The organism is Curtobacterium sp. UCD-KPL2560 (assembly GCF_001705035.1).
GTDB lineage: Bacteria > Actinomycetota > Actinomycetes > Actinomycetales > Microbacteriaceae > Curtobacterium.
Window position 1 is genome coordinate 1 of sequence record NZ_MCIG01000039.1, and the last position, 22,348, is coordinate 22,348.

At 73.9% G+C, this 22,348-nt stretch carries 22 protein-coding genes; 11 read left to right on the top strand and 11 right to left on the bottom strand.

The window, feature by feature from the left end:
- Positions 1-163: 163 nt before the first annotated feature.
- The gene (locus BEP24_RS10145; protein ID WP_065962980.1) at positions 164-472 is read left to right on the top strand and encodes a thiamine-binding protein; all 309 of its coding nucleotides are present in this window, start codon (positions 164-166) and stop codon (positions 470-472) included.
- A 20-nt stretch (positions 473-492) separates the two neighbouring features.
- On the opposite strand, the gene BEP24_RS17070 is transcribed toward BEP24_RS10145, so the two are convergent.
- Complete coding sequence (locus tag BEP24_RS17070) at positions 493-672, bottom strand: hypothetical protein (RefSeq protein ID WP_141693426.1); 180 nt, start codon at positions 670-672, stop codon at positions 493-495.
- A gap of 129 nt (positions 673-801) precedes the next feature.
- Positions 802-1,245, bottom strand: coding sequence for a hypothetical protein (locus tag BEP24_RS10155; protein WP_065962983.1), 444 nt, complete (start codon positions 1,243-1,245; stop codon positions 802-804).
- Positions 1,246-1,538: 293 nt separating this feature from the next.
- Here BEP24_RS10155 and BEP24_RS10160 point away from each other — a divergent pair, with 293 nt between their 5' ends.
- The gene (locus tag BEP24_RS10160) at positions 1,539-1,718 is read left to right on the top strand and encodes a hypothetical protein (RefSeq protein WP_065962985.1); all 180 of its coding nucleotides are present in this window, start codon (positions 1,539-1,541) and stop codon (positions 1,716-1,718) included.
- A 343-nt stretch (positions 1,719-2,061) separates the two neighbouring features.
- Positions 2,062-3,327, top strand: coding sequence for an MFS transporter (locus BEP24_RS10165; protein ID WP_065962987.1), 1,266 nt, complete (start codon positions 2,062-2,064; stop codon positions 3,325-3,327).
- A gap of 637 nt (positions 3,328-3,964) precedes the next feature.
- Here the strand turns inward: BEP24_RS10165 and BEP24_RS10170 are convergent.
- From BEP24_RS10170 to BEP24_RS10195, 6 genes are all read right to left on the bottom strand, one after another.
- Positions 3,965-4,636, bottom strand: a complete 672-nt coding sequence (locus tag BEP24_RS10170) for a response regulator transcription factor (protein WP_065962989.1) — start codon at positions 4,634-4,636, stop codon at positions 3,965-3,967.
- Positions 4,637-4,785: 149 nt separating this feature from the next.
- Complete coding sequence (locus BEP24_RS10175) at positions 4,786-6,108, bottom strand: hypothetical protein (protein WP_083230272.1); 1,323 nt, start codon at positions 6,106-6,108, stop codon at positions 4,786-4,788.
- A complete protein-coding gene (locus BEP24_RS10180) occupies positions 6,105-7,262 on the bottom strand; it encodes an ATP-binding protein (protein WP_065962991.1) in 1,158 nt (385 codons plus the stop codon). Before BEP24_RS10180 ends, BEP24_RS10175 begins: the two co-directional genes overlap by 4 nt.
- A 262-nt stretch (positions 7,263-7,524) precedes the next feature.
- The gene (locus tag BEP24_RS10185; RefSeq protein WP_065962993.1) at positions 7,525-8,724 is read right to left on the bottom strand and encodes a homoserine O-acetyltransferase; all 1,200 of its coding nucleotides are present in this window, start codon (positions 8,722-8,724) and stop codon (positions 7,525-7,527) included.
- Between the two features lie 422 nt (positions 8,725-9,146).
- A complete protein-coding gene (locus BEP24_RS10190; protein ID WP_065962995.1) occupies positions 9,147-10,478 on the bottom strand; it encodes a bifunctional o-acetylhomoserine/o-acetylserine sulfhydrylase in 1,332 nt (443 codons plus the stop codon).
- Positions 10,479-10,748: 270 nt separating this feature from the next.
- Entirely contained in the window at positions 10,749-11,840 is a 1,092-nt protein-coding gene (locus BEP24_RS10195; protein WP_065962997.1) for an acyltransferase family protein, read from the bottom strand.
- 109 nt (positions 11,841-11,949) lie between these two features.
- Between BEP24_RS10195 and BEP24_RS10200 the strand changes: the two genes are divergently transcribed.
- The 5 genes from BEP24_RS10200 to BEP24_RS10220 all read left to right on the top strand — a co-directional run bounded on the left by BEP24_RS10200 (position 11,950) and on the right by BEP24_RS10220 (position 15,391).
- The gene (locus BEP24_RS10200) at positions 11,950-12,723 is read left to right on the top strand and encodes an SDR family oxidoreductase (protein WP_065962999.1); all 774 of its coding nucleotides are present in this window, start codon (positions 11,950-11,952) and stop codon (positions 12,721-12,723) included.
- A gap of 90 nt (positions 12,724-12,813) precedes the next feature.
- A complete protein-coding gene (locus tag BEP24_RS10205) occupies positions 12,814-13,347 on the top strand; it encodes a phosphoribosyltransferase (protein ID WP_253181657.1) in 534 nt (177 codons plus the stop codon).
- Entirely contained in the window at positions 13,344-14,063 is a 720-nt protein-coding gene (locus BEP24_RS10210; protein ID WP_065963001.1) for a Type 1 glutamine amidotransferase-like domain-containing protein, read from the top strand. Before BEP24_RS10205 ends, BEP24_RS10210 begins: the two co-directional genes overlap by 4 nt.
- Before the next feature lie 8 nt (positions 14,064-14,071).
- On the top strand, positions 14,072-14,773 hold the full coding sequence (locus BEP24_RS10215) for a uracil-DNA glycosylase (protein WP_065963003.1): 702 nt from the start codon (positions 14,072-14,074) through the stop codon (positions 14,771-14,773).
- 9 nt (positions 14,774-14,782) lie between these two features.
- Positions 14,783-15,391 (top strand): GNAT family N-acetyltransferase, encoded by a 609-nt coding sequence (locus BEP24_RS10220; RefSeq protein ID WP_065963005.1) that lies wholly within the window; start codon positions 14,783-14,785, stop codon positions 15,389-15,391.
- A gap of 141 nt (positions 15,392-15,532) precedes the next feature.
- Here the strand turns inward: BEP24_RS10220 and BEP24_RS10225 are convergent, their stop codons facing one another.
- Complete coding sequence (locus tag BEP24_RS10225) at positions 15,533-16,333, bottom strand: GntR family transcriptional regulator (RefSeq protein WP_065963024.1); 801 nt, start codon at positions 16,331-16,333, stop codon at positions 15,533-15,535.
- A gap of 248 nt (positions 16,334-16,581) precedes the next feature.
- On the opposite strand from BEP24_RS10225, the gene BEP24_RS10230 reads away from it, so the two are divergent.
- Both BEP24_RS10230 and BEP24_RS10235 read left to right on the top strand, forming a co-directional pair.
- Positions 16,582-18,156: an SLC13 family permease gene (locus tag BEP24_RS10230; protein WP_253181658.1), complete on the top strand. Its 1,575-nt coding sequence runs from the start codon at positions 16,582-16,584 to the stop codon at positions 18,154-18,156.
- 98 nt (positions 18,157-18,254) lie between these two features.
- Positions 18,255-18,740 (top strand): gluconokinase, encoded by a 486-nt coding sequence (locus BEP24_RS10235; protein ID WP_065963027.1) that lies wholly within the window; start codon positions 18,255-18,257, stop codon positions 18,738-18,740.
- Here BEP24_RS10235 and BEP24_RS10240 read toward each other — a convergent pair.
- Both BEP24_RS10240 and BEP24_RS10245 read right to left on the bottom strand, forming a co-directional pair.
- Positions 18,733-19,647 (bottom strand): L,D-transpeptidase, encoded by a 915-nt coding sequence (locus tag BEP24_RS10240; RefSeq protein WP_065963006.1) that lies wholly within the window; start codon positions 19,645-19,647, stop codon positions 18,733-18,735. The two genes, BEP24_RS10235 and BEP24_RS10240, sit on opposite strands and share 8 nt — an antisense overlap.
- Positions 19,648-19,724: 77 nt before the next feature.
- Positions 19,725-21,389: an ABC-F family ATP-binding cassette domain-containing protein gene (locus BEP24_RS10245; RefSeq protein WP_065963008.1), complete on the bottom strand. Its 1,665-nt coding sequence runs from the start codon at positions 21,387-21,389 to the stop codon at positions 19,725-19,727.
- A 119-nt stretch (positions 21,390-21,508) separates the two neighbouring features.
- On the opposite strand from BEP24_RS10245, the gene BEP24_RS10250 reads away from it, so the two are divergent.
- Positions 21,509-22,324 carry an ornithine carbamoyltransferase gene (locus tag BEP24_RS10250; RefSeq protein WP_065963011.1) on the top strand — a complete coding sequence of 272 codons (816 nt, stop codon included), beginning with the start codon at positions 21,509-21,511 and terminating at the stop codon, positions 22,322-22,324.
- Positions 22,325-22,348 lie beyond the last annotated feature (24 nt).

The following is a 22,348-nucleotide window of genomic DNA, read 5'->3' on the forward strand; positions in this document are numbered from 1 at the left end:
GTGCCGGGGCCAGGGCCGGTGCCGGTGCCGGTGCCGGGGTCGGGTCGGCTGGTCGGTCCTCCGTCGCCGAGGACACCGCGTCGCGCGGTGCCCGCGGGGTGGTGCGTCCGGAGGGGGAGCGCGGGGTGGTGCGTCCGGAGGGGGAGCGCGGCAGGATGGACGCATGATCGTCGCCTTCTCCGTCGCCCCGTCCGGTGGTCCCGCAGCGACCTCGGACGGCTCCGTGCACGACGCGGTCGCCGCCGCGGTCCGGGTCGTCCGCGAGTCCGGCCTGCCGAACCGCACCTCGTCGATGTTCACCGAGGTCGAGGGGGAGTGGGACGAGGTCATGGACGTCGTCAAGCGCGCCACCGAGGCCGTCGGCGCCTACGGCACGCGGGTCTCCCTCGTGCTCAAGGCCGACATCCGTCCGGGGCACACCGGCGAGATCGACGGCAAGCTCGAGCGGCTCGAAGCGGCGCTCGGGGACTGAGCCGCGGGGAGCGGCTCGGGCTACGGGTACATCCGGCCGTTGTTGATGTCCCGCTCCGCCTGGCGCAGCGCTTCGGCGATCTCGGGATCGCTCCCGTCGAACGCCCGCGAGCGCGAGCCCGGGTCGGTCAGGTGGTGCATCCACGCCCACAGGGCGACGAGCGCGAGCAGGACGACGCCGGTTCCGATCCACCACCACATGCCGCGAACGCTACCCGAACGGGTCGGTCCCGTGCAGACGAGGCGCGGCGCTGCGTTGGGCGGCGCGTCCGACGCGAGCGCGGCCGTCGGCTGCGCGTCGGTGGGGCGCACCGCCGTCGGGTGCGCGGGTCAGCCGACGTCGTCGCGGCGGAAGCGGTGGTCCGGTTCCGGCTTGTCGATCGTGGTCGTGTAGGAACCGATCGAGAACCCGTGGCCGAAGAAGCTGTCGAGGTCCTCGTAGCCGACCGCGAGGGTCAGTCCGCCCGAGTCGAGCCAGACCTTCGTCGGGTCGTCACGGTGGCTCGTCCAGGTGCCGGTCGTGGTGACGGGGCCGCTCGTCCGGCAGGCCTCCGGCTGCGGCGCGAGGGCCGAGGAGGAGTCGCACGCGACGTCGCGGGGGAAGTCCTCGACCGAGAAGGAGCCGTCCTGGTCGAGGACGAGCGTCGAGCCGTCAGCGGCGCTGGTCCACGTACCGACGTACTGCTCGCGGGGGTCCGGGTCGCGGGAGCCCGGCCCGCCCAGCGGGGACGCACACGCCGTGGTGGTCGCGACCGCGGCGAGCACGCCGAGCACGGCGGTGCTCCGGACACCACGGACGCGAGTCCGCGAGCCGGCCGCAGGTCCGTGCGCTCCGCCCGCGATCCGCGCTGCCGTCGCCCGTCTCCGAGCGATGCGCCGGTGGTCCGTGGTCACTGCGTCCCCCTCGTCACCCGTCCCGTTCCCCGCCGCCGATCGTAGCGGGAGCGCTCCCTGCCGACAGCCCGGGCGACACGCCGCAGTGGTCCCGGGGATGTCGGTGGGCGGGTGTCTCATGGTCGTCATCGAGCCGCACCCGCGGCCGGACCGACGACCACGAGGAGCGCGTGATGACCCACGACGGCTGGTGCCCTGACTGCGATCTGCAGACGGTCGTGATCGACGCGGACGAGCAGGGTGCGAACGGCTGGGCGACGTGCGTCGAGTGCGGAGCCGGTTGGGTGCACCGGGACGAGATCCCGGAGGCCCGGTCCTCGCGGTCCGAGCGCACGGAGCGCCGGGCGGCCTGACGCTCCCGCTGGAGCGCCGGCAGTGGGGCGAGCCCGTCCCGTCGACGGTCAGGCCTGCCGTGGGTCGTGCCGTGCGGCTCCGCCCGACCGGTTCGCCGCGTGCGCCGTCGAATCGATTCGTCTCGGGCTTCCCCGATGGCGTTGGAGCGGTCTACAGTGGTGATGGGTCGCTGTTCGTCCACGCCGACGGCGGCCAACGCAGGCCGCTGAGCGTGGACGTCGTCCCAGAGCAGCGGCCCCGCGACGGTCGGCCTCCCAGACCCGGATCCGTCGCCCTCGGTCGTCCCGACGCATCCGGCCCGACGACACCCGCCCTGCCCTTCCTCGTCCGAGAACAGGTCCCATGACGCTCACCACGCCGACGCAGCGCGCACTCGCGCTCGTCGCCCTCGCCCTCGGCGGCTTCGCCATCGGTTCGACGGAGTTCGTCGCGATGGGGCTGCTGCCGAACATCGCCGAAGCGCTCCTGCCGCACCAGTACGCCGTCGACCCCGACGCCGGTGTCGCGCACGCGGGCTGGCTCGTCAGCGCCTACGCACTGGGCGTCGTGGTCGGTGCGCCGACGATCGCCGCGATCTCGGCGACGTTCCCGCGCAAGGGCCTGATCCTGGTCCTGCTGGTCGGCTTCGTGGTCGCCACCGTCGCGAGCGCCGTGCTGCCGAGCTTCGGACTGGTGCTCGTGGCCCGGTTCGTCGCGGGGCTCCCGCACGGGGCGTACTTCGGGATCGCCTCGATCGTCGCGGGCGAGATCATGGGGCCCGGCAAGCGCGGCAAGGGCATCGCGATGGTCATGCTCGGTCTGTCGATCGCGAACGTCGTCGGCGTCCCTGCGATCACGTGGGTCGGGCAGAACGCCGGGTGGCGCGCCGCCTACGGGGTCGTCTCGCTGCTCTTCGCACTGACGTTCTTCGCGGTGGCGGCGTTCGTGCCGCGCAGTGCCCGGGACGAGCACGCGACGATCGGTCGGGAGCTCCGGGCGTTCCGCTCGCCGCAGCTCTGGATCGTGATGGGCCTCGGAGCCGTCGGATTCGGTGGGTTCTTCGCGGTCTACTCGTACATCTCGCCGCTCGTGCAGAACGTGACCGGACTGCCCGAGGCTGCCGTGCCGCTCGTGCTCGTCGTCGTCGGACTCGGCATGGTGGTCGGCGGTGTCCTCGGTGGGCACCTCGCCGACCGCAGCGTCAAGCGGACGATCTACTTCGGCATGCTCGCCCTGATCGGGGCACTCGTCGTCACGGTGACGACGGCCCAGTTCGTCTGGGGTGTCTTCCTCGGCGCGTTCCTGCTCGGTGCGACGGCGTCGGCGATCCCGCCCGCGGTGCAGTCCCGGCTCATGGACGTGGCCGGCGATGCCCGCACGATCGCGGCGGCGCTCAACCACTCGGCGTTCAACATCGGCAACTCGCTCGGTGCGGCCCTCGGCGGCGCGGTCATCGCGGCCGGCTTCGGGTTCCTGGCGCCCGCGTGGCTCGGGATCGTGCTCGCACTGCTCGGCCTGCTCGTCACGATGGTGAGCTACGGCGTCGAGCGGCGGACCACCCGTCGCGCCGGTCTCCGGGCGTCGTCGCCCTCGACGGGCCCGGTCACCGCTCCCGTCCCGATCGTCTGACGCCGCGGGCGCCCACCCGCGCGGTGCTGCGTCGTCACTGCCGGAGCGACAGATCACGGCCCCGGTAGGGGCGACCACCCCGCCGAAGCGACAGATCCCCGCGGATCATTCCGACTGATCTGTCGCTTTCGCATCGGCAGGCGGTGCGGGCCGGGAGGCGCGTGGCCGGCTGGCACCGCGCCTCCCGGCCGTCGGCGGTGCGGGCCGGGAGGCGCGTGGCSGGCTGGCACCGCGCCTCCAGGCCGTGCGGTCTGGTCGCGAAGGCGACAGATCGCGGCCGCGACGCGGCGACCACGTCGCCGAAGCGACAGATCCCCGCGGATGGTTGCGACTGATCTGTCGCTTTCGCATCTGCAGGCGGTGCGGGCCGGGAGGCGCGTGGCGGGCTGGCACCGCGCCTCCCGGCCGTGCGGTGTGGTCGCGAAGGCGACAGATCGCGGCCGCGACGCGGCGACCACTCCGTCGAAGCGACAGATTCCGGCGAACAGTGGGCGCCGATCTGTCGCTTTCGCGAAGGGGGCGCCCAGGTAGCGGTACCCCGGCGCGTGCCTCCACCACCGGGACAGCTCGAGCACGCAGCAGGGGCGGGCCCGGAACCCGGACCCGCCCCTGCGCTCAGCCGTCGCCGACCGCGGACCTACAGCCCGAGGGGGCTGCCGTCCTGCACGATGATGCCGTCGGTGATCGCCCGCTTCCGCAGTGCCACCTTCGTGCCGACGTCGAAGCCCGCGACGCGGTACTTCTCACGGATGCGCTTGAGGTAGCTCTTGGCGGTCTCCTCGGAGATGCCGAGCTGGTAGGCGACGCTCTTCACGGGCTCGCCGCCGCCGTAGAGCGCCATGACGCGCCGCTCCTGCGCGCTGAGCTTCGGCACGCCGCCGACGTCGCCGCTGTTGATCGCCAGGTCGAGCTCGGCGGACACGTACTGCTCGCCGCGCTGTGCGGCGCGGATCGCCTCGACGATCATGTCGGCGTCCTCGCTCTTCACCAGGTAGCCGAGGGCGCCGGCGCCGAGGGCCTCGCGGACGACGTTCGGCTCGGAGTACGTGCTCATGACGACGGTCTTCACGCCCGCGGTCTTCAGCGTCGAGATCTTCAGGGACACCGGGATGGAGTCCTTCAGGTCGAGGTCGAGCAGCACCACGTCGACGGGGAACGCGGAGTTCGTCAGGAGCTCCGGCCAGGTCGTGACGGCGGCGACGAGCGTGATGTCGTCGGCGGCACTGCGGATCCACTCCGTCAGCGCACCGAGGAGCATCCGGTGGTCGTCGACCAGTGCGAGTCGGATCGGTTCCTCTGGAGTCGCCATCAGGCGTCCTTTCTCGAAGGCGTGCCCGCCGATCCTAGGCGGCAGGACGCCGTGGGTCGGGCAGGCGGAGCGGGTGTCCGGCAGTTCGGGCCCGGCCGGGCGGACGTGGTGGTGCGTTCGGGGCGGCGTGTCGCCGTGCCGCTCCGGGGTCACATGGTCGGGTGCCGGTCGACGACGCAGTGCGCGACGACGTGCAGGACCCCGTCACGGACCGAGTCGGTGTACGGGCCGATGCGCTGCAGGGCGCTCCACGCGGTGGGACCGAGTCGGCGACGGGGGACCCCGCGCGACTCGAAGACGACCGGCACGTCCATGCGCTCGTCGGTGACCGGGTGGCCGTCGGAGCCGATCGGCCCGAGCGTCACGGACACAACGGGGGAGCCCGGCTGGCTGGTGCGCCCGTCGCCGACCATCTGCCACAGCGCCTGCAGCAGTCCGTCCCGCTGGGCGGGCGAGAGGTGACCGGCCAGCGACTGCGGGTCGGTGACGGTGACCGAGCGGCCGAGCTGGTCGGACTCGGTGATCGCGTGGTAGAGCCAGGTCTCGCGGCGACCCTCGATGAGGTGCAGGCGGAGCTCGGTGGCGAGGGACGCGGCGACCGACGAGGACGCGTCGGACAGCGGGAGCGGGTCCGTGCCGTTCGCGACGGCGTCGAGGAGCTTCTCGGCGGCCAGGTCGAGGCGGGCGAGCTCGTCGGACGCGAGCATCCCGACGGCGAACTGCGGCGCCTGCACGTTGCTCTGCACGAGCACGCGGTCGAGCTCGCGCTGCACGAGCTGGCGGAAGCGGTGCACGACGAACAGGGCGATCGACGGCGGGACGACCACGAGCGCGAGCATCGAGACGAGCCCGGGCAGGGTGTCCGAGGTGATCGGCGTGGAGACCAGTGCCATCGCGACGAACGCCGCCCCGAGCACGACGATCGCGCCCGCGACCTCGCGTGCCGGACGCAGCGTGGCGACGGGCAGCAGGGCGAAGCCGGCCGCGACGGACGCGCTCGCGGTGCCGGCGAGGTCGTGCTCCGGGTGGATGCCGACGAAGTCGAGCGTCACGACGCACGCGAGCACCACGCAGATGAGGGCGAACGCGGTGCCGGTGAGGCGTTCCCCGTAGGTCATCAGGCTCAGTCCGACCGCGATCGCCGCGACCACGTAGAGCGCCCACGCCGCGGCGGGCAGCCACGGATCGGTGAGCTCGGGGGCCCGCACGAGGAAGAACGCGATGCCGGCGACGGCCTCGATCGCGGCCAGCACCGCGGCGCCGAGGCCGAGGTAGCCAGCGCCGAGCGACGCCCCGGGCTTCGCGGCCTGCCGGAGCGATCGTGCGCCCGTCGAGGTCGAGGGGAGCCCGCGCGCCTGTCGTCGCTCGTTGCCGCGGTAGCGCTCCCGGGCCTCGCGTCGGGTCCGTGGTGCGGCCTGCACGGTCTCGCCGGGCAGCCCGCGGCTGATGGTGTCCTCGGGGGTCCGGCTCATCGCGGTGCCTCCAGCACGACGGTGGTGCCCGACCCGGGGGCCGAGAACAGCTTGGCGTCGCCGCCGACCTCGCGCAGGCGGTTCACGACGCTCTCCTTGAAGCCGAGCCGCTCCGCGCCGACCGCGTCGAGCTCGAAGCCGACCCCGGAGTCGGTGACCATCGCGCGGACGGTCTCCTGGTCGTGCACGATCGTGACGTGCGCCTCGCCGACGCCGGCGTGCCGACGGACGTTCTCGAGGCACTCGCCGAGCGCGAGCAGGAAGGCGTCGAGCACGTGCGTGGGCAGCAGGACCTGGCCGGTGCCGTGCCAGCTGACCTCGAGCCCCATGCGGCCGAAGCGCTGCTTGACCGACTCGAGCGTCTGACCGAGCGGGGACTCCTCGGCGCGGGTGAGCGAGTAGTCGCCGGACTGCTGCGGCTGCGGCGTCGCGCCGAGTCGCAGGTGGCGGAGGAGTCGGGCGTCCTCGGCGGCCTGCTCGCGCATGGCCTGCTCCGAGACGCCGACACCGGAGTGGGCGAGGAGCGTCAGGGTGGCCAGCACGGTGTCGTGCAGCAGCCGGGCGCCCTGGCGTCGCTGCGCCTCGGTCTCGCTCGCCTGGCGCTCGGCGCGGTGTGCGGTGCCGATGCTCTGGATGCGGCGTGCGACGCGGGGGATGCTCCGCGCGATCCACACCGCGACCGTGGCGAGCAGCACCCAGCCGAGGGCGACACCGCCGACCGGGGCGGACAGGACGCTGCCGGTCGCCCACGAGACGACCACGAGGGAGACGACCCCGGCCGCCGCGGTCAGTCCGAGGCCGACCAGTGACGTGCGGTAGGTCATCAGCGGGGCGGAGAGCGACCCGGCGGCGAGCGGCACGACGGCGCTCGCGACCACGGGCCGCAGGTCGGGACCGGTACCGGCGAGGAGCAGCAGGAGGGCGGCGAGGCCGAAGGCCAGCGCCAGCGCGGTCCACCACACCGAGCCGTGCACGCCGAACAGGGCGAGGGCGGCGATCATCACGGCGATGCAGGCCAGCCCGGCGAGCAGGGGCACGAGCGGGACCGCCAGCGAGCTGACCACCGCGACCACCGAGACGAGTGCGCAGGTGATGCCCACGACACGGGTCGTCGACCGAAGCAGTCGGTCGCGCTCCTGTGCGAGGAAGTCCATCGGTGTCCTGGTGGTGACGGCGGTACGGGGGAGCGAGCCCCGGTCGTCCCGGTGACTCGTTCGACATCATTCCACGGACGGCACCCGTTGGGGGGTCCTCGCCGCGCGGGCGACGGACGGATGGGGACCCGATCGTTACCGGGCTCGCGCTGCGCGGACGCACGGGTCGCGCGGCGCGGAAGCACTGGTCGCGCGGCGCGGACGCACGGGTCGCGCGGCGCGGAAGCACGGGTCGCGCGGCGCGGACACGCCGGTCGTCCGCTCAGTCGAGCAGTCGCCGCAGGTGCGCCCCGACCGCCTCGTGCTCGATGAGGAACCCGTCGTGCCCGAACTCGCTCTCGATCACGGCCGCGCGGTCGCCGTCGAGCGTGTCCGGCACCCCGGCGGCGATGCGGTGCTGGTCCTCGACGGGGAACAGCCGGTCGCTCGACACCCCGACCACGAGCGTGCGGGCCCGGACCGTGCCGAGTGCGGCCGCGACCCCGCCCCGTCCGGCCCCGACGTCGTGCGAGTCCATCGCGTGCGTGAGGGTGACGTAGGACGCGGCGTCGAACCGCCTCGTGAACTTGTTGCCGTGGAAGTCGAGGTAGCTCTCCACGCTGAACCGGCCGTCGTCGCCGAGCGGGGAGACGTCGCTCTGCCACGACCGGGCGAACCGGCCGTTGAGCTCGTCCGAGGCCCGGTAGGTCATCAGCGCCATCCGCCGCGCGAGCGCGAGTCCCCGGTGCGGCCCCTCGCCGGGTTCGGCGTCGTGGTAGTCGCCGTCGGCGAAGGCCGGGTCCATCTGGATGGCGGCCCGCTGCAGGGAGTTCGCGGCGATCTGGTCGGCGGTCGTCTGCGCGGTGGTGGCGAGCAGGGCCAGCCGCTCGACGCGCGTGGGGTGCGCGACGGCGAACTCGAGCGCGTGCATGCCGCCCATCGACCCGCCGACGACCGCGGCGAAGCGCTCGATCCCCAGGCGGTCGGCGAGCTGCGCCTGCACGGCGACCTGGTCGCGCACGGTGACGAACGGGAAGCGCCCGCCCCACTCGCGGCCGTCGGGCGCCACGGACGAGGGGCCGGTCGTTCCCTGGCAGCCGCCGAGCATGTTCGGCGCGACGACGAACCAGCGGTCGGTGTCGATCGCGAGGCCGGGACCGACGACGTCGCCCCACCAGCCGGCGGTCCGGTGCCCGGGCCCGGGCGGCCCGGCGACGTGCGAGTCCCCGGTCAGCGCGTGGAACACCAGCACGGCGTTGTCACGCGCAGGGGTCAGGGTGCCCCAGGTCTCGTAGGCGACACGCACCGCGGGGAGTCGCCCGCCGCGCACGGACTGCTCGCCGAGGGCCTCGAAGTGCCGCGCGCCGGGGTGGTCGCCCGGTCGCCAGGCCCCGGTGACGGGCGGTTTGCCGAGGGTCCCCAGCTCGGTGCCGGGCACGAGGGTGGACGGCACGGAGTCCTCGGGGGTCGTCTGCCAGTCCATGGTGCGTCCAGTCTGCCGGGAGGCGCGGGTCGCCGCCGCCGTGTTACGTCACGTCCGGCCGGTGGCCGGGTCCGGCGCGCGTGGTCGGGCGCGCACGGAGCGTCACCGTGGTCGTCGTGCGACAGCGGTGGTGTCGCAGCATGTGCGCGCATGGACGGTGGGCGGGCCAGTCGGCGCCGACGGCGAGCGTCACCGTGGTCGTCGTACGACAGCGGTGGTGTCGCACGATGCGCGTGCATCGACGCGCACGAGGTGAGAACGACATCGCCGCTGTCGGACGACAGCGGCGATGTCGTTCCAGGACGACTCGGCAGCACGGCAGCTCGGCAGCTCGGCAGCACGGCACCCCGGCACCGCGGCACCGCGACGACTCGGCGAGACGGCAGCGGCACGGCACGACGGCCGCACCGCCGCCCCGCGCTCTACGCGCGCTGGCCCTCCTGCGCGACCGCCCGCGCTGCCGCGAGCCCGGCCTCGAGGTCGGCGCGCAGGTCCTCGACGTTCTCGATGCCCACCGACAGCCGCACCAGGCCCGGCGTGACCCCGGTGGTGAGCTGCTGCTCGGGCGTGAGCTGCGAGTGCGTGGTGGAGGCGGGGTGGATCACGAGGGACCGCACGTCGCCGATGTTCGCGAGGTGCGAGAACAGCTGCAGGTTGTCCACGAACGCCCGGCCGGCCGCGACGCCGCCCTTGAGCTCGAAGGACAGCACCGCACCCACGCCGCGCGGGGCGTACTTCGTCGCCGCCGCGTACCAGGGCGAGGTGGGCAGCCCCGCGTACGCCACCGAGGCGACGTCCGGGTGCCGGTCGAGCCACTCGGCGATCTCCTGCGCGTTCGACACGTGCCGCTCGATCCGGAGTGACAGCGTCTCGATGCCCTGCAGGAGGGCGAACGCGGTGTCCGCCGAGTTCGACGCACCGAGGTCGCGGAGCAGCTGCACCCGCGCCTTCACGACGTACGCGAGCTCGTTGCCCACGGCCTGCGCGAACACGGCGCCGTGGTACGACGGGTCCGGCGTGTTGAACTCCGGGAAGCGCTCGGCGTGCTCGGACCAGGCGAAGCGCCCACCGTCGACGATCACGCCGCCGATGACCGTGCCGTGGCCGCCGAGGAACTTCGTCGCCGAGTGCACGACGATGTCCGCCCCGTGCTCGAACGGTCGGATGAGGTACGGCGTCGCGATGGTGTTGTCGACGATGAGCGGCACGCCGGACTCGTGCGCGACGCTGCTCACCCCGGTGATGTCGAGCACGTTGATGCGCGGGTTGCCGATGGTCTCGGCGAAGAACAGCTTCGTGTTCGGCCGGACTGCGCGACGCCACTCCTCGAGGTCGTCCTGGTCCTCGACGAACGTCGTCTCGATGCCGAGCTTCGCGAGCGTGTACTTGAACAGGTTGTAGGTGCCGCCGTAGATCGACGACGACGACACGATGTGGTCACCGGCGCCCGCGATGTTCAGCACGGCGTACGTCTCGGCGGCTTGCCCCGACGACACGAGCAGCGCGCCCGTCCCGCCCTCGAGCGCGGCGATGCGCTGCTCGACGACGTCGTTCGTCGGGTTCATGATCCGCGAGTAGATGTTGCCCGGACGGGCGAGCGCGAACAGGTCGCGGGCGTGGTCCGAGTCCTCGAACACGTACGAGGTCGTCTTGTAGATCGGCGTCGCCCGCGCACCGGTCGTCGGGTCCGGCTGCGCCCCGGCGTGGACCTGCGTGGTCTCGAACCGCCAGGCGGCGGCGTCGTTCGTGCTCATCGGTGCTCCTGTCGGGTGCGGTGGTCGTCGGGTCGCCGCGCGCCGGCCGGGAGGCCCGTGGCTGCGCTGCGTCGAGCGTCACGGTACGCAGGTGGGCGGGCCTGCACCAGCGTGGCCGCCACGCGACGTAACCGTCGCGTCCGCACCGCGGCCGACCCGGCCACGCGCCCGACGCGGGCCGAGGGGTGGACGGTGCACCGCGCCTCCCGTCCGGGACGCGCCGGGACCACTGGGACGCGCCGGGACGGACCGGGACGCACGCCGGTGCGCTCAGGCCGGGTCGCGCCGGAACAGCCAGTCGACCTTCGGCTCGAGCAGCCAGCGCATCCCACGGCGCACGAACGGCTGCGCGAGGAACAGGCTGACCGCGCACGCCAGCACGACCATGAGCAGCACGTAGGGCCACGCAGAGTGCTCGCCGGCCAGGACCCCGGACTCCCGGATCGGGTAGAGCACGAACGTGTGGAGCAGGTAGACGTACATCGTCGCCGCCCCGAACCGGGTGATCCACACCGTGCGCCGGGGCACGAGCAGCAGGAACGACGCCGTCAGCGCCGCCGCGAGGACCATCAGCCCGAGGCGCACCCCGCCGGCCCACCAGGCGTCCTCGCCGAGCCCCGCGTACGAGTCGTCGTAGAAGAACCAGTGGTGCAGGTCGAACTGCTCGAACTGCGGCGTGAACAGCAGACACGCGGTCGCCCACGCGGCGAACACCACGGCCGCGACCACCCGCACGCGCACGACCGTGCGACGCGGGGCCTCGTACCAGCGGTCGAACAGCCCCCACTGCTTGAGCTGCCACCCGACCAGGAAGAACGGCAGCAGGCTGATCGCCCGGCCGAGCGAGAACGTCGAGTCGACGTTGTCGAGGTACCCGACGCCGATGCTCAGCGCGATCGCCCAGACGAGCGGGAACCGCAGCTGTGCCAGGTACGGCAGGATCAGCCGGAAGATCCCGAGGGCGAGCAGGAACCAGAGCGTCCACGTCGGCTTCGTCAGGTTGAGGTCCTTGCCGCCCTCGACGACGGCCTGCACCACCGTCCAGATCGTCTGCATGACCACGTACGGCACGACGATGTCCGTGAAGGTCCGCCGCATCCGCTGCGCCGACGGGGTCTCGGCCGACGAGAAGTACCCGCTGATGACGCCGAACGCGGGCATGTGGAACGCGTAGATGAACGTGTACAGGGCCAGCGCGTGCTCGCTGCCGGCCGTCTGCCGCTGGATCGCGTGGCCGATCACCACGAGCGTGACCGCGAGGAAGCGCGCCGTGTCCCACATCGGGATGCGGCGCGAGGTCCGACCCGGCTCGAGCTGCGTCGCGGGGGTCGAGGGCGCGGGGGGAGCGGCGTCCGTCGTCATCCCCGGTCACGGTACCGGAAGGCGACGGCCGGGGATCGGTACGGTGGAGCGGTCCGGTGCCCCGTCCGGACCGTGGCCGCCCGGCCCGTCCCACCCCTGGAGGAACCCCATGGCACGTCGCGCAGTCGTCACCGGAGCGAGCTCGGGCATCGGAGCGGCCACCGTGCGCCGGTTCCGCGACCACGGCTGGGACGTCCTCGCCGTCGCACGCCGTGAGGCGCAGCTGGCGGCGCTCGCCGAGGAGACCGGGGCGACCTTCCTGGTCGCCGACGTGACCTCGGCCGACGACGTCGCCGCGCTCGCCGCCCACGTCGACGGGCTCGGCGGGACCGACGTCCTGGTGAACAACGCCGGCGGCGCGTTCGGGTCGGCCTCGGTCGAGGAGTCCGACGTCGAGGACTGGCGCGCGATGTTCGAGGTGAACGTGATCGGGACGAAGCGCGTGACCGCGGCCCTGCTGCCGCAGCTGCGCCGCCGCGCCGCGGAGGCCGGGGTCGCCGACGTCGTCACCGTGACGAGCACCGCCGGGCACGTCGCCTACGAGAACGGCGGTGGCTACAACGCCGCGAAGTTCGCCGAGCACGCCCTGGTCGCGGCGCTCCGGCTCGAGCTGAACGGCGAACCGCTCCGCGTGGTCGAGATCGCGCCGGGCATGGTGAAGACCGACGAGTTCTCCCTCACCCGGTTCGGCGGCGACCGGGACAAGGCCGACGCCGTGTACGCCGACGTCCCGGGGCCGCTCCTCGCCGAGGACGTCGCCGAGGCGATCGTGCACGCGGTCGAGCTGCCCGCGCACGTGAACCTGGACCTCGTCACGGTGCGGCCGGTCGCGCAGTCGGCACAGCACAAGCTCGCGCGTGGGCCGCTCACGGTCCGGTCGTAGCGCGGCGCACGGGTTCGTCCGACCCGCGGGACGCGCGCGGTCGCCCGACGCGGGTCGCGGTGGACGCCGCTGTCCCGGTACCGTGGGCGGATGCCGATCAGCAGCGAACCCGGGTCGACCGCGCAGGCACCCTCGACCGTGACCGTGACGAGCGGACCCGAGGTGCTCGGCTGGCTGGAGTTCGGCGACGCGGCCCGCCTGCTCGCCAAGGACGTCCTGTCCTCCGGCTTCGAGCCCGAGGTCGTCGTCGCCGTCGCCCGCGGTGGCCTCATCATCGCCGGTGCCGTGGCGTACGCGCTCGGCACCAAGGAGTGCGGCTCGATCAACGTCGAGTTCTACACCGACGTCGAGCAGCGCCTCGAGGAGCCCGTCATCCTGTCGCCCGCCCTCGACGCCCCGAGCCTCGCCGGCAAGCGCGTCCTCGTGGTCGACGACGTCTCCGACTCCGGCCGCACCCTGCGCCTCGTCGTGGACATCATCCGGAACGCCGGCGCCGACGTCCGCAGCGCATGCCTGTACTCGAAGCCCGGCACCGTCCTCGAGCCCGACCACGTGTGGCGTCGCGTCGACGGCTGGATCACGTTCCCGTGGAGCGCCCTCGCACCGGTGACGGCCGAGTCGTGAGCATCCACCTCCTCGGCGGCGGCCCCGTCGTCGCCGCCGACGTCGTCCCGCACTTCACCGCCGAGGCGACCGCCCGTGCCGCCGCGGTGGGCCGGACCGTGCCGCGCATCGCGCTGCTGTCCGTCGCCGGCGCCTCGGGGGCGTCGCCCTCGTCGACCGCCGACCTCGCCGAGGCGATCGGCGGAGCCCGGCAGGCCGAGGTCCTCGTGACCGAGGTCGCGTCCGGCGCCGTGTTCGACACCGCCGTGCTCAGCGACGTCGACGCGCTCGTCGTCGGCGGCGGGGTCACGCCGGACTACCTCGACGCGATCGCCCCGCTCGTCGACCAGCTCCGGCTGCTCGTGTCCGACGGCCTGCCGTACCTCGGGTACTCCGCGGGTGCGATGGTCGCGGCGGACCGGGCGCTCGTGGGCGGCTGGCGCATCGGCGGGGTCGAGGTCTGCCCGGAGGGGGCGTCCGAGGGCCTGGACGAGGTCGAGCTCCGCGAGGGACTCGGGCTCGTCGACCTGACGATCGACGTGCACGCCGTCCAGGCCGGCACCCTGGCGCGCCTGATCGCGGCTGCCGAGGCCGAGTTCGTCACCGCCGGACTCGCGATCGACGAGGACACCGCGCTCATCGTCGGCGAGGGTGCGCTCGAGGTGCGCGGCACCGGCAGTGTCTGGCGCGTCGTGTCCGGCGAGGACGCGGTCTCCGTCGCCACCATGGGCGCGTAGCCACCGCCGTGGTCGCCCCGCGCCCGCTCGCCGAGCTCGTCGACCCGGGCTGGGCCGAGGCGCTCGCCCCCGTCGAGGACGACGTGCACCGGATGGGCGACTGGCTCCGTGCCGAGGTCGCCGCCGGTCGGCACTACCTGCCCGCGGGCGAGCACGTGCTCCGCGCCTTCACCCAGCCCTTCGCCGACGTCAAGGTGCTCGTCGTCGGGCAGGACCCCTATCCGACGCCCGGGCACCCGATCGGCCTGTCGTTCGCCGTCGATCCGCACGTGCGTCCCGTGCCGCGGAGCCTGGCGAACGTCTACCGCGAACTCCGGGACGACCTCGGCGTGACCCCGCCCGAGCACGGCGACCTGCGGGCGTGGTCCGAGCAGGGCGTGCTGCTGCTCAACCGGGTCCTGACGGTCGAGGCCGGCGCGGCCGGCAGCCACCGCGGCAAGGGCTGGGAGGCGGTCACCGACCAGGCCGTCCGCGCCCTCGTCGCCCGCAGTACCCCGCTCGTCGCGGTGCTCTGGGGTGCCCAGGCAGCGTCGGTCCGGCCGCTGCTCGGCGACACCCCGGTCGTGGCGTCCGCGCACCCGTCCCCGCTGAGCGCCTCGCGGGGCTTCTTCGGCAGCCGCCCGTTCTCGCAGGTCGACGCGCTGCTCCGCGAGCAGGGCGCCGACCCGGTCGACTGGACGCTGCCGCCCGCCGGAGCGACCGCACCGTAGGCTCGGGTCGTGCTCGAGGAGGAATACCAGCGCCGGCGCGTCCTGCCCCGGCACCTGCGCGCGCCCGTCGCCGCCGAGGCCACGTTCACGTACACGATCCGGGCCGCCGAGCCCCGGGACCTGCCCGACGTGCGCGAGATCCACACACACTACGTCCGGAACTCGTCGGTGACCTTCGACCCGGCCGCGTACACGTTCGCCCGCTGGAAGCAGCGCTACGACGAGGTCCGGCGCCGGGGCCTGCCGTTCCTGGTCGCCGAGAACCCGTCGGGGCAGATCCTCGGGTACGCGCTCGTCGACCCGTGGAACCCGCGGGACCGCTCGAACCACGTGGTCGAGGACTCCATCTACCTCGGCGCCGCGTCCGGCGGCAAGGGACTGGGGCGCGCGCTCATGGAGGCGCTGCTCGACGAGTGCCGGTCAGCCGGCGTGCGCGAGGTCATCGCGGTCATCGCGGACCGGCAGGCCGAGGCGTCGATCCGGCTGCACGAGCGGCTCGGCTTCGAGGAGGTCGGGCGCATGGGCAAGGTCGGGTTCAAGTACGACCGCTGGCTCGGCACCGTCACGATGCGCCTGCGGCTGCGGGGACCGCGGCTGTTCGCACGCGGCCGACGGTAGCGGGCGCGCGACCGCGCGCGGTCCCGGACACGACCGCCGCGCGTCGCGACGCGACCACCGCGCGTCCCGACGCGACCAGGGGGCGGACGGGAGGCCCGTGGCGGCGCCGCCACGGGCCTCCCGTCCGACGGTGGGTCACGGTCACCGCGTCGGTGCGGTGCGCGCCTGCCGTCCGGCCGCCGGGGCCTCGGCGATGAACTCCTCGCGCGTGACGCGCAGGAGCGCGGTCGCGGCCGCGGACGCCGCGTCCGCGTCGCCCGCGACCGCCGCCAGGGCGACCGCCTCGTGCCGGGCCGCGGCGTCGCGTGTCCACCGGGTGATCGTGTCGCGGGACTCCGACGTGCGCGTGCGGAGCAGGGCCTCGACCGTGCCCGCGAAGTGGGCGAAGACCGCGTTCCCGGAGCCGGTCAGGAGCGCACGGTGGAAGCGCACGTCGGCCTCGAGGTAGGCGCGGGAGTCGTCCCGGGCGCACGCGTCGGTCATGTCCCGGGCGGCGGCCAGCACCGCGGCGGCCGGGGTCGGCTCGGTGCCGGCCGGGTCGGTCGCGGGTCCGTCGTCCGTGGGTCCGGCCGTGGGGTCCTCGGTGACCGACCGGGCGGCGACGAGCGACGCGGCCACGGGCTCCACGCCGAGCCGGAGCTCCAGGAGTTCCCGCTGCTGCGCGAAGTAGGCGGGGGAGGCGCCGCGCCAGCGGATCACGGTCGGTGCGAGCAGCTCCCAGGACGCCGTCGGACGGACGAGGGTCCCGACGCGCTGCCGCGGCTCGACGAGCCCGAGGGACTGGAGCACGCGCAGGGCCTCGCGGACGACCGAGCGGGAGACGCCGGCCTCGTCCGCGATCGTCTCGGGTCGGACGACGGTGCCGGGTTCGAGCTCGCCGTCGACGATGCGCTGCCCGAGCGTCTCGAGCACCTGTGCGTGCAGGCCCCGTGCCGTGGTCATCGGTCCTCCGTGGTGCTCGGTCGTCGTCGGGGTCGTGGTCGTGCCGGCCGTCGCCGTCGCCGACGCTGGGACGACGTCCCCCATCGAAGCGGCAGACTGCGCGGCGAGGGGGACGGCACGCTGCGGTCCATCGTATGATCTGATTAATCAGATTATTCGGGTCGGGGTGGCAGGGTGCCCCGCACGGCGCCGACCGGCGCCCACGAACGCGACGGGGCCGCGGTGCAGCGGCCCGGGAAGGGGCACCGATGCCTCACAGCAGCAGCGGACTCGCGACGGCGACCACCGCGAGCACCGCGCACGCCGGGTCGGTGGACCCGCTGCACGGCCTGACCGTGTTGGCGGCGGAGGGCGGCGGCACCCAGACCGTCGACCCGTCCGGGTCGGTGACGCAACTGGTCGTCGCGGCGCTCGCGGGGATCGTCGTCATCATCGCGCTCATCACCTGGCTCAAGGTGCACCCGTTCATCGCGCTGCTCGTCGGTGCGCTGGGGGTCGGTATCGGCGCTGGGCTCGCGCCGGACAAGGCCGTGACGAGCTTCGGCAACGGCTTCGGCGCGACGATGACGAGCGTCGGCATCCTCGTGGGCCTCGGCGCGATGTTCGGCCGCATGCTCGTGGACTCGGGTGCCGCGGACCGCGTGGTCGACACCCTGGTGCGGCGGTCCTCGAAGGCCGCGCTGCCGTGGACGATGGCGCTCATCGGGGCGCTGATCGGCCTGCCGATGTTCTTCGAGGTCGGCCTCGTGCTGCTCATCCCGATCATCGTGCTCGTCGCGAAGCGCAGCGAGGTGCCGATCATGAAGATCGCGGTGCCCGCCCTCGTCGGCCTGTCGACGATGCACGCGTTCGTGCCGCCGCACCCGGGGCCGCTCGTCGCCGTGTCGACCGTCGGCGCGGACCTCGGCACGACCCTGGCGTTCGGCATCGTGCTGGCGATCCCGGTCATCGTGCTCGCCGGCCCGCTGTTCGCCCGCCTCGCGGCGCGCTGGGTCGACATCCCCGCGCCCGACATGTTCTCGTCGCGCGGCGGCTCCGGTCCGTCGGACCCCGCGCACGCCGGTCGGGAGGCACGGCGCGGCCCCGCCACGCAGGACACGGCCTCGCTGCCGCACGGGAAGAGCGACTTCACGCGCGTCATCAGCGAGCCGCGCAGCCCGTCCTTCGCGGTCGCGCTCGTCGGCATCCTGCTGCCGGTCGTGCTCATGCTCGCCCAGGCGGTGCGCGAGGCGACCGCCCCGGACGCCACCGGCGGGTGGGTGTCGCTGCTCGACTTCCTCGGTTCGCCGACGATCGCGATCGGCATCGCCGCCGTGTTCGCGATGGTGTTCTTCGCGATCGGCGGCGGGATGGACCGTACGGCCGTCGCGAAGTCGCTCGAGGACGCCCTGCCGCCGATCGCCGGTGTGCTGCTCATCGTCGGTGCCGGCGGCGGCTTCAAGCAGGTGCTCATCGACACCGGCATCGGCGGCGTGATCGCCGACGCCGTGCAGGAGTCGGGCGTCTCGGTGCTGCTCGTGGCCTGGGCCGTGTCGGCGCTCGTCCGGGTGGCGACCGGTTCGGCCACCGTCGCGACCGTCACCGCCGCGGGCATCATGGCGCCGATCGCCGAGGGGCTGTCCACGCCGGAGACCTCGCTGCTCGTCCTGGCGATCGGTGCGGGCTCGGTCTTCCTGTCGCACGTCAACGACGCCGGGTTCTGGCTCGTGAAGGGGTACCTCGGCACCACCGTCGGGCAGACGTTCAAGTCCTGGACGGTGCTCGAGTGCCTCATCTCGGTGATCGGCCTGGGCGGCGTGCTCCTCGCCGGGGTGTTCCTGTGACCGCCGGTGCGGGGCCGACGGGGTCCGACGCGGCCCCGGCCGCACCGTCCGTCGGATCACCTGCGGTCGGGACGTCGGACGTGCGGGTCCTGGTCGTCATGGGCGTCTCCGGTTCGGGCAAGTCGACCGTCGCTGCGATGGTCGCGGACCGGCTCGGATGGGACCTCGCCGAGGGCGACGACATGCACCCGCCGGCGAACGTCGCGAAGATGCAGGCGGGCACCCCGCTCACCGACGAGGACCGCTGGCCGTGGCTCGACGTCGTCGCGTCGTGGATCGGCGACCACCTCGACCGGGGCCGCCCCGGCGTCGTGACCTGCTCGGCCCTGAAGCGCTCCTACCGTGACGTGCTGCGGGCGCCCGGCGTGGTGTTCGTGCACGTCGCCGGGGACGGCACCCTCATCGCGGACCGGATGGCCGCACGCTCCGGGCACTTCATGCCGACGTCGCTCCTGGCGTCCCAGCTGGCGACGCTCGAACCGCCGGAGGCCGACGAGGTGCACCTGACGGTGGCCGCGGACCGGACACCGCAGGAGGAGAGCGCCGAGGTCGTCGAGCGCCTGGGGCTCACGCCCGTCAGGTGAACCAGATCGGGGTGCCGACCGGCAGTGCTGCGAGCGTCTTCGTCATCGCCGCCGAGATCCGCACGCAGCCGTGCGAGCTGCCGGTCGGGTCCGGGTAGTAGTGCAGCGCGGTGAGCGCCGCGTTGCCGCCGTACTGCGGGATCCGGGACGAGTGCGCCCCGGTGAGGATGATCGGGTTCCCCTGCGTGTAGGTGACGCGCGCGTCGACGTAGGCCGCCTCGACGTAGGTCGCGGTCCCGGTGGGCGTCGGGTCGTCGGGCGTGCCGAGCCGGGCGGTCTCGGTGGCCGAGACGGCACCGTCCCGGCCGACCACGGAGACCGTCGACGCGGCGACGTCGACCCGGATCATCCGGTCGACCGACGCCAGGGTGAAGTCTGCCGCGCGTGCCCAGGCGAAGGTCGCGCTCGGCGCGGTCGGGTCGCCGCCGTCGCCGGGGGTGCGGTTGCGTGCGGGCGTGGAGACGAGCACCATCCCACCGTCGAGGCCAGGGGAGCGTCCCCACACGGCGGTGACCGCCGGGGTGTCGAGGGTGGTGACCGTCGACGCGAGCGTGGCGACCGGGGCGGCCGTCGCCGCGGGGTCGGCGTACAGGGCCACGAGCGGCGCGTTCGGCGTCGCGATGGTCCACTGCTCCTCGGGCTGCACCCGCGTGCCGTCGAGGAGCGCCGGCACGACGGCGTCGTGGTACGCCAGCGGGAGTGCGGCGAGGGTCTCCGCCGACGGTGCGGCCGGGACCGCCGGGAGTGCCGGTGTCGGCGTGGGGGTCGGTGTCGGTGCCCGTTCGGTGGTGCGCACCGCACGGGGTTCCGCCTGTCCGCCACCGCCGACGGCGGCGCCGATCCCGACGCCCGCGACGGCGAGCACCCCCACCGCTGCGAGGACGATGCCCCAGGTCTTCCGCTGCATGTGTCAGCCTCCCCGACCCCAGTCCACCAGATCCCGGCCGTGCGGGCACGCGGGGTCGGCCGGGCGACCCGCTGCGCTCAGACCTCGGTGACCCGCCCGTCCTCGACACGCCACTGCCGGTCGAGCCGCACCGTGTCGAGCATGCGGCGGTCGTGCGTGACGAGCAGGAGCGTGCCGTCGTAGGAGTCGAGCGCCTGCTCGAGCTGCTCGATCGCCGCCAGGTCGAGGTGGTTCGTGGGTTCGTCGAGCACGAGCACGTTCACCCCGCGGGCCTGCAGCAGCGCGAGCGCCGCACGGGTCCGCTCACCCGGCGACAGTGCCGCGGCGGGACGTCCGACGTGGTCGGCCTTCAGCCCGAACTTCGCGAGCAGCGTGCGGACGTCGGCGGTGGTCATCTCGGGCACGAGGTCCTCGAACGCCGCGGCCAGTGGCTGGTCGCCGGCGAACGCCCCGCGCGCCTGGTCGACCTCGCCGATCGCGACGTTCGACCCGAGCGAGGCCGTCCCCGAGGTCGGGGCGACCCGGCCGAGCAGGGTGCGCAGCAGCGTCGACTTGCCGGCCCCGTTCGGTCCGGTGATGCCGATCCGGTCCCCGCCGGAGACCTGCAGCGACACCGGTCCGAGGGTGTGGTCGCCCTGCTGCACCACGGCCTGGGACAGGGTCGCGACGACGGCCGACGAGCGCGGGGCGCTGCCGATCGTGAAGGCGAGCTGCCACTCCTTGCGCGGCTCCTCGACCTCGTCGAGCCGGGCGATCCGCGACTCCATCTGCCGGACCTTCTGCGCCTGCTTCTCGCTCGACTCGCTCGCGGCCTTCCGGCGGATCTTGTCGTTGTCGGGGTTCTTCTTCATCGCGTTCCGCACGCCCTGGCTCGACCACTCGCGCTGGGTCCGGGCACGCGAGACGAGGTCGGCCTTGGTCGCGGCGAACTCGTCGTACGCGTCGCGCTTGTGCTGCCGGGCGACCTCGCGCTCCTCGAGGTACGCGTCGTACCCGCCGCCGAAGATGCGGTGCGACGACTGCGCCAGGTCGAGCTCGAGCACGGCGGTCACCGAGCGGGCGAGGAACTCGCGGTCGTGGCTGACCAGGACGACCCCGCCGCGGAGGCCGTGCACGAACTGCTCCAACCGCTCGAGGCCGTCGAGGTCGAGGTCGTTCGTGGGCTCGTCGAGCAGCACCACGTCGAAGCGGGACAGCAGCAGCGCCGCGAGGCCCACCCGGGCGGCCTGCCCGCCGGACAGCGCCGTCATCGGGGAGTGCGGGCCGACACCGTCGCCACCGGCCGTGACCGCGAGGCCGAGCTCGCCGAGCACGACCGGCAGGCGGTCGTCGAGGTCGGCCGCCCCGGACGCGAGCCACCGGTCGAGGGCGACCGAGTAGCGGTCGGCGGCCGCGTCGTCGGCGTCGGGGGCGCCGAGTGCCTCGGCGGCCCGGTCCATCGCGACCGTCGCGTCCGCGCAGCCGGTGCGCCGTGCGACGTAGTCGGCGACCGTCTCACCGTCGACGCGCTCGTGCTCCTGCGGCAGCCACCCGACGAACGCGTCCGGCGGGTTCGTCGACACCGACCCGGCGAGCGGCTCGTCGACGCCCGCGAGCAGCCGCAGCAGCGTCGACTTGCCGGCGCCGTTCACGCCGACCAGGCCGATCACGTCACCCGGGGCGACCGTCAGGTCGAGCCCCTCGAAGAGCGTGCGGGCGGCGTGGCCGCCGGCGAGGTCCTTGGCGACGAGCGTGGCGGTCATCCGGCAATCGTCCCACGGTCGGCCCCGCCGTCGTCGCGCCCACCACCGGCCGGGAGGCGCGGGTCGGCCCCGCCACGCGCCTCCCGGCCGCGCGTGCCGTCGGCCCGTAGGGTCGGCGGATGCGCCACCTGCTCCGACTGGACGACTGGACCCTCGACGACGCCGACGCGGTGTTCGCCCTCGCCCGGGCGTACGAGCGCGGAACCGGCCCCGTCCTCGGCGGAGCCGCGGCGATGTTCTTCCCACCGACGAGCCTGCGCACGCGGGCCTCGTTCGAGCGGGGGGCCGTGCTCGCCGGGATGCAGCCGATCGTCTTCCCACCGGAGACCCTCGACAAGGACGAGGCACCGCGGGACGTCGCGGCGTACCTGGCGCAGTTCGTCGACGTGCTCGTCGTGCGGCACCCGGACATCGCGCTGCTCGAGGCGCTCGCGGCGGCCGCCGCCGTCCCGGTGGTGAACGCGATGACCTCGGAGAACCACCCGTGCGAGGTCCTCGCCGACCTCTACGCGCTGACCGGGGGAACGGACGTCGGCGCGCTCCGGGTCCGCTTCGTCGGCGCGGACGGGAACATCGCACGGGCGTGGGCCGAGGCGTCGCGCCTGTTCGGCTTCGACCTCGTGCAGTGCTGCCCGAGCGCACTGGCGACCGCCGGACTCGCCTGGACCGACGACCTCCGGGCCGCCGTCGCGGACGCCGACGTCGTCGTCACCGACGGGCCAGGACCGCACGCCGGTGCGCTGGCGCCGTTCCGGGTGACGGCTGAGGTGTTGTCCTGGGCGCCGACCGGGGTCCGGTTCGCACCCTGCCCGCCCTTCGTCCGGGGTCGCGAGCTCGCCGCGGACGCGCTCTCGGGTGCGGCGTTCGTCGGGTACGCGGCGAAGCGTGCCCTGGTCCCGGTGCAGCAGGCCGTGCTCGCCCACTGCACCGGATGACGCGGGGCGCCCGGTCACCAGCTG

What these genes read in the sequence shown, in the direction of transcription:
- BEP24_RS10145 (WP_065962980.1), top strand. Translation starts at nt 164, where the DNA reads ATGATCGTCGCCTTCTCCGTCGCCCCGTCCGGTGGTCCCGCAGCGACC.
- BEP24_RS17070 (WP_141693426.1), bottom strand. Translation starts at nt 672, where the DNA reads ATGTGGTGGTGGATCGGAACCGGCGTCGTCCTGCTCGCGCTCGTCGCC.
- BEP24_RS10160 (WP_065962985.1), top strand. Translation starts at nt 1,539, where the DNA reads ATGACCCACGACGGCTGGTGCCCTGACTGCGATCTGCAGACGGTCGTG.
- BEP24_RS10165 (WP_065962987.1), top strand. Translation starts at nt 2,062, where the DNA reads ATGACGCTCACCACGCCGACGCAGCGCGCACTCGCGCTCGTCGCCCTC.
- BEP24_RS10170 (WP_065962989.1), bottom strand. Translation starts at nt 4,636, where the DNA reads ATGGCGACTCCAGAGGAACCGATCCGACTCGCACTGGTCGACGACCAC.
- BEP24_RS10175 (WP_083230272.1), bottom strand. Translation starts at nt 6,108, where the DNA reads ATGAGCCGGACCCCCGAGGACACCATCAGCCGCGGGCTGCCCGGCGAG.
- BEP24_RS10180 (WP_065962991.1), bottom strand. Translation starts at nt 7,262, where the DNA reads ATGGACTTCCTCGCACAGGAGCGCGACCGACTGCTTCGGTCGACGACC.
- BEP24_RS10185 (WP_065962993.1), bottom strand. Translation starts at nt 8,724, where the DNA reads ATGGACTGGCAGACGACCCCCGAGGACTCCGTGCCGTCCACCCTCGTG.
- BEP24_RS10190 (WP_065962995.1), bottom strand. Translation starts at nt 10,478, where the DNA reads ATGAGCACGAACGACGCCGCCGCCTGGCGGTTCGAGACCACGCAGGTC.
- BEP24_RS10195 (WP_065962997.1), bottom strand. Translation starts at nt 11,840, where the DNA reads ATGACGACGGACGCCGCTCCCCCCGCGCCCTCGACCCCCGCGACGCAG.
- BEP24_RS10200 (WP_065962999.1), top strand. Translation starts at nt 11,950, where the DNA reads ATGGCACGTCGCGCAGTCGTCACCGGAGCGAGCTCGGGCATCGGAGCG.
- BEP24_RS10205 (WP_253181657.1), top strand. Translation starts at nt 12,814, where the DNA reads ATGCCGATCAGCAGCGAACCCGGGTCGACCGCGCAGGCACCCTCGACC.
- BEP24_RS10225 (WP_065963024.1), bottom strand. Translation starts at nt 16,333, where the DNA reads ATGACCACGGCACGGGGCCTGCACGCACAGGTGCTCGAGACGCTCGGG.
- BEP24_RS10230 (WP_253181658.1), top strand. Translation starts at nt 16,582, where the DNA reads ATGCCTCACAGCAGCAGCGGACTCGCGACGGCGACCACCGCGAGCACC.
- BEP24_RS10235 (WP_065963027.1), top strand. Translation starts at nt 18,255, where the DNA reads ATGGGCGTCTCCGGTTCGGGCAAGTCGACCGTCGCTGCGATGGTCGCG.
- BEP24_RS10240 (WP_065963006.1), bottom strand. Translation starts at nt 19,647, where the DNA reads ATGCAGCGGAAGACCTGGGGCATCGTCCTCGCAGCGGTGGGGGTGCTC.
- BEP24_RS10245 (WP_065963008.1), bottom strand. Translation starts at nt 21,389, where the DNA reads ATGACCGCCACGCTCGTCGCCAAGGACCTCGCCGGCGGCCACGCCGCC.
- BEP24_RS10250 (WP_065963011.1), top strand. Translation starts at nt 21,509, where the DNA reads ATGCGCCACCTGCTCCGACTGGACGACTGGACCCTCGACGACGCCGAC.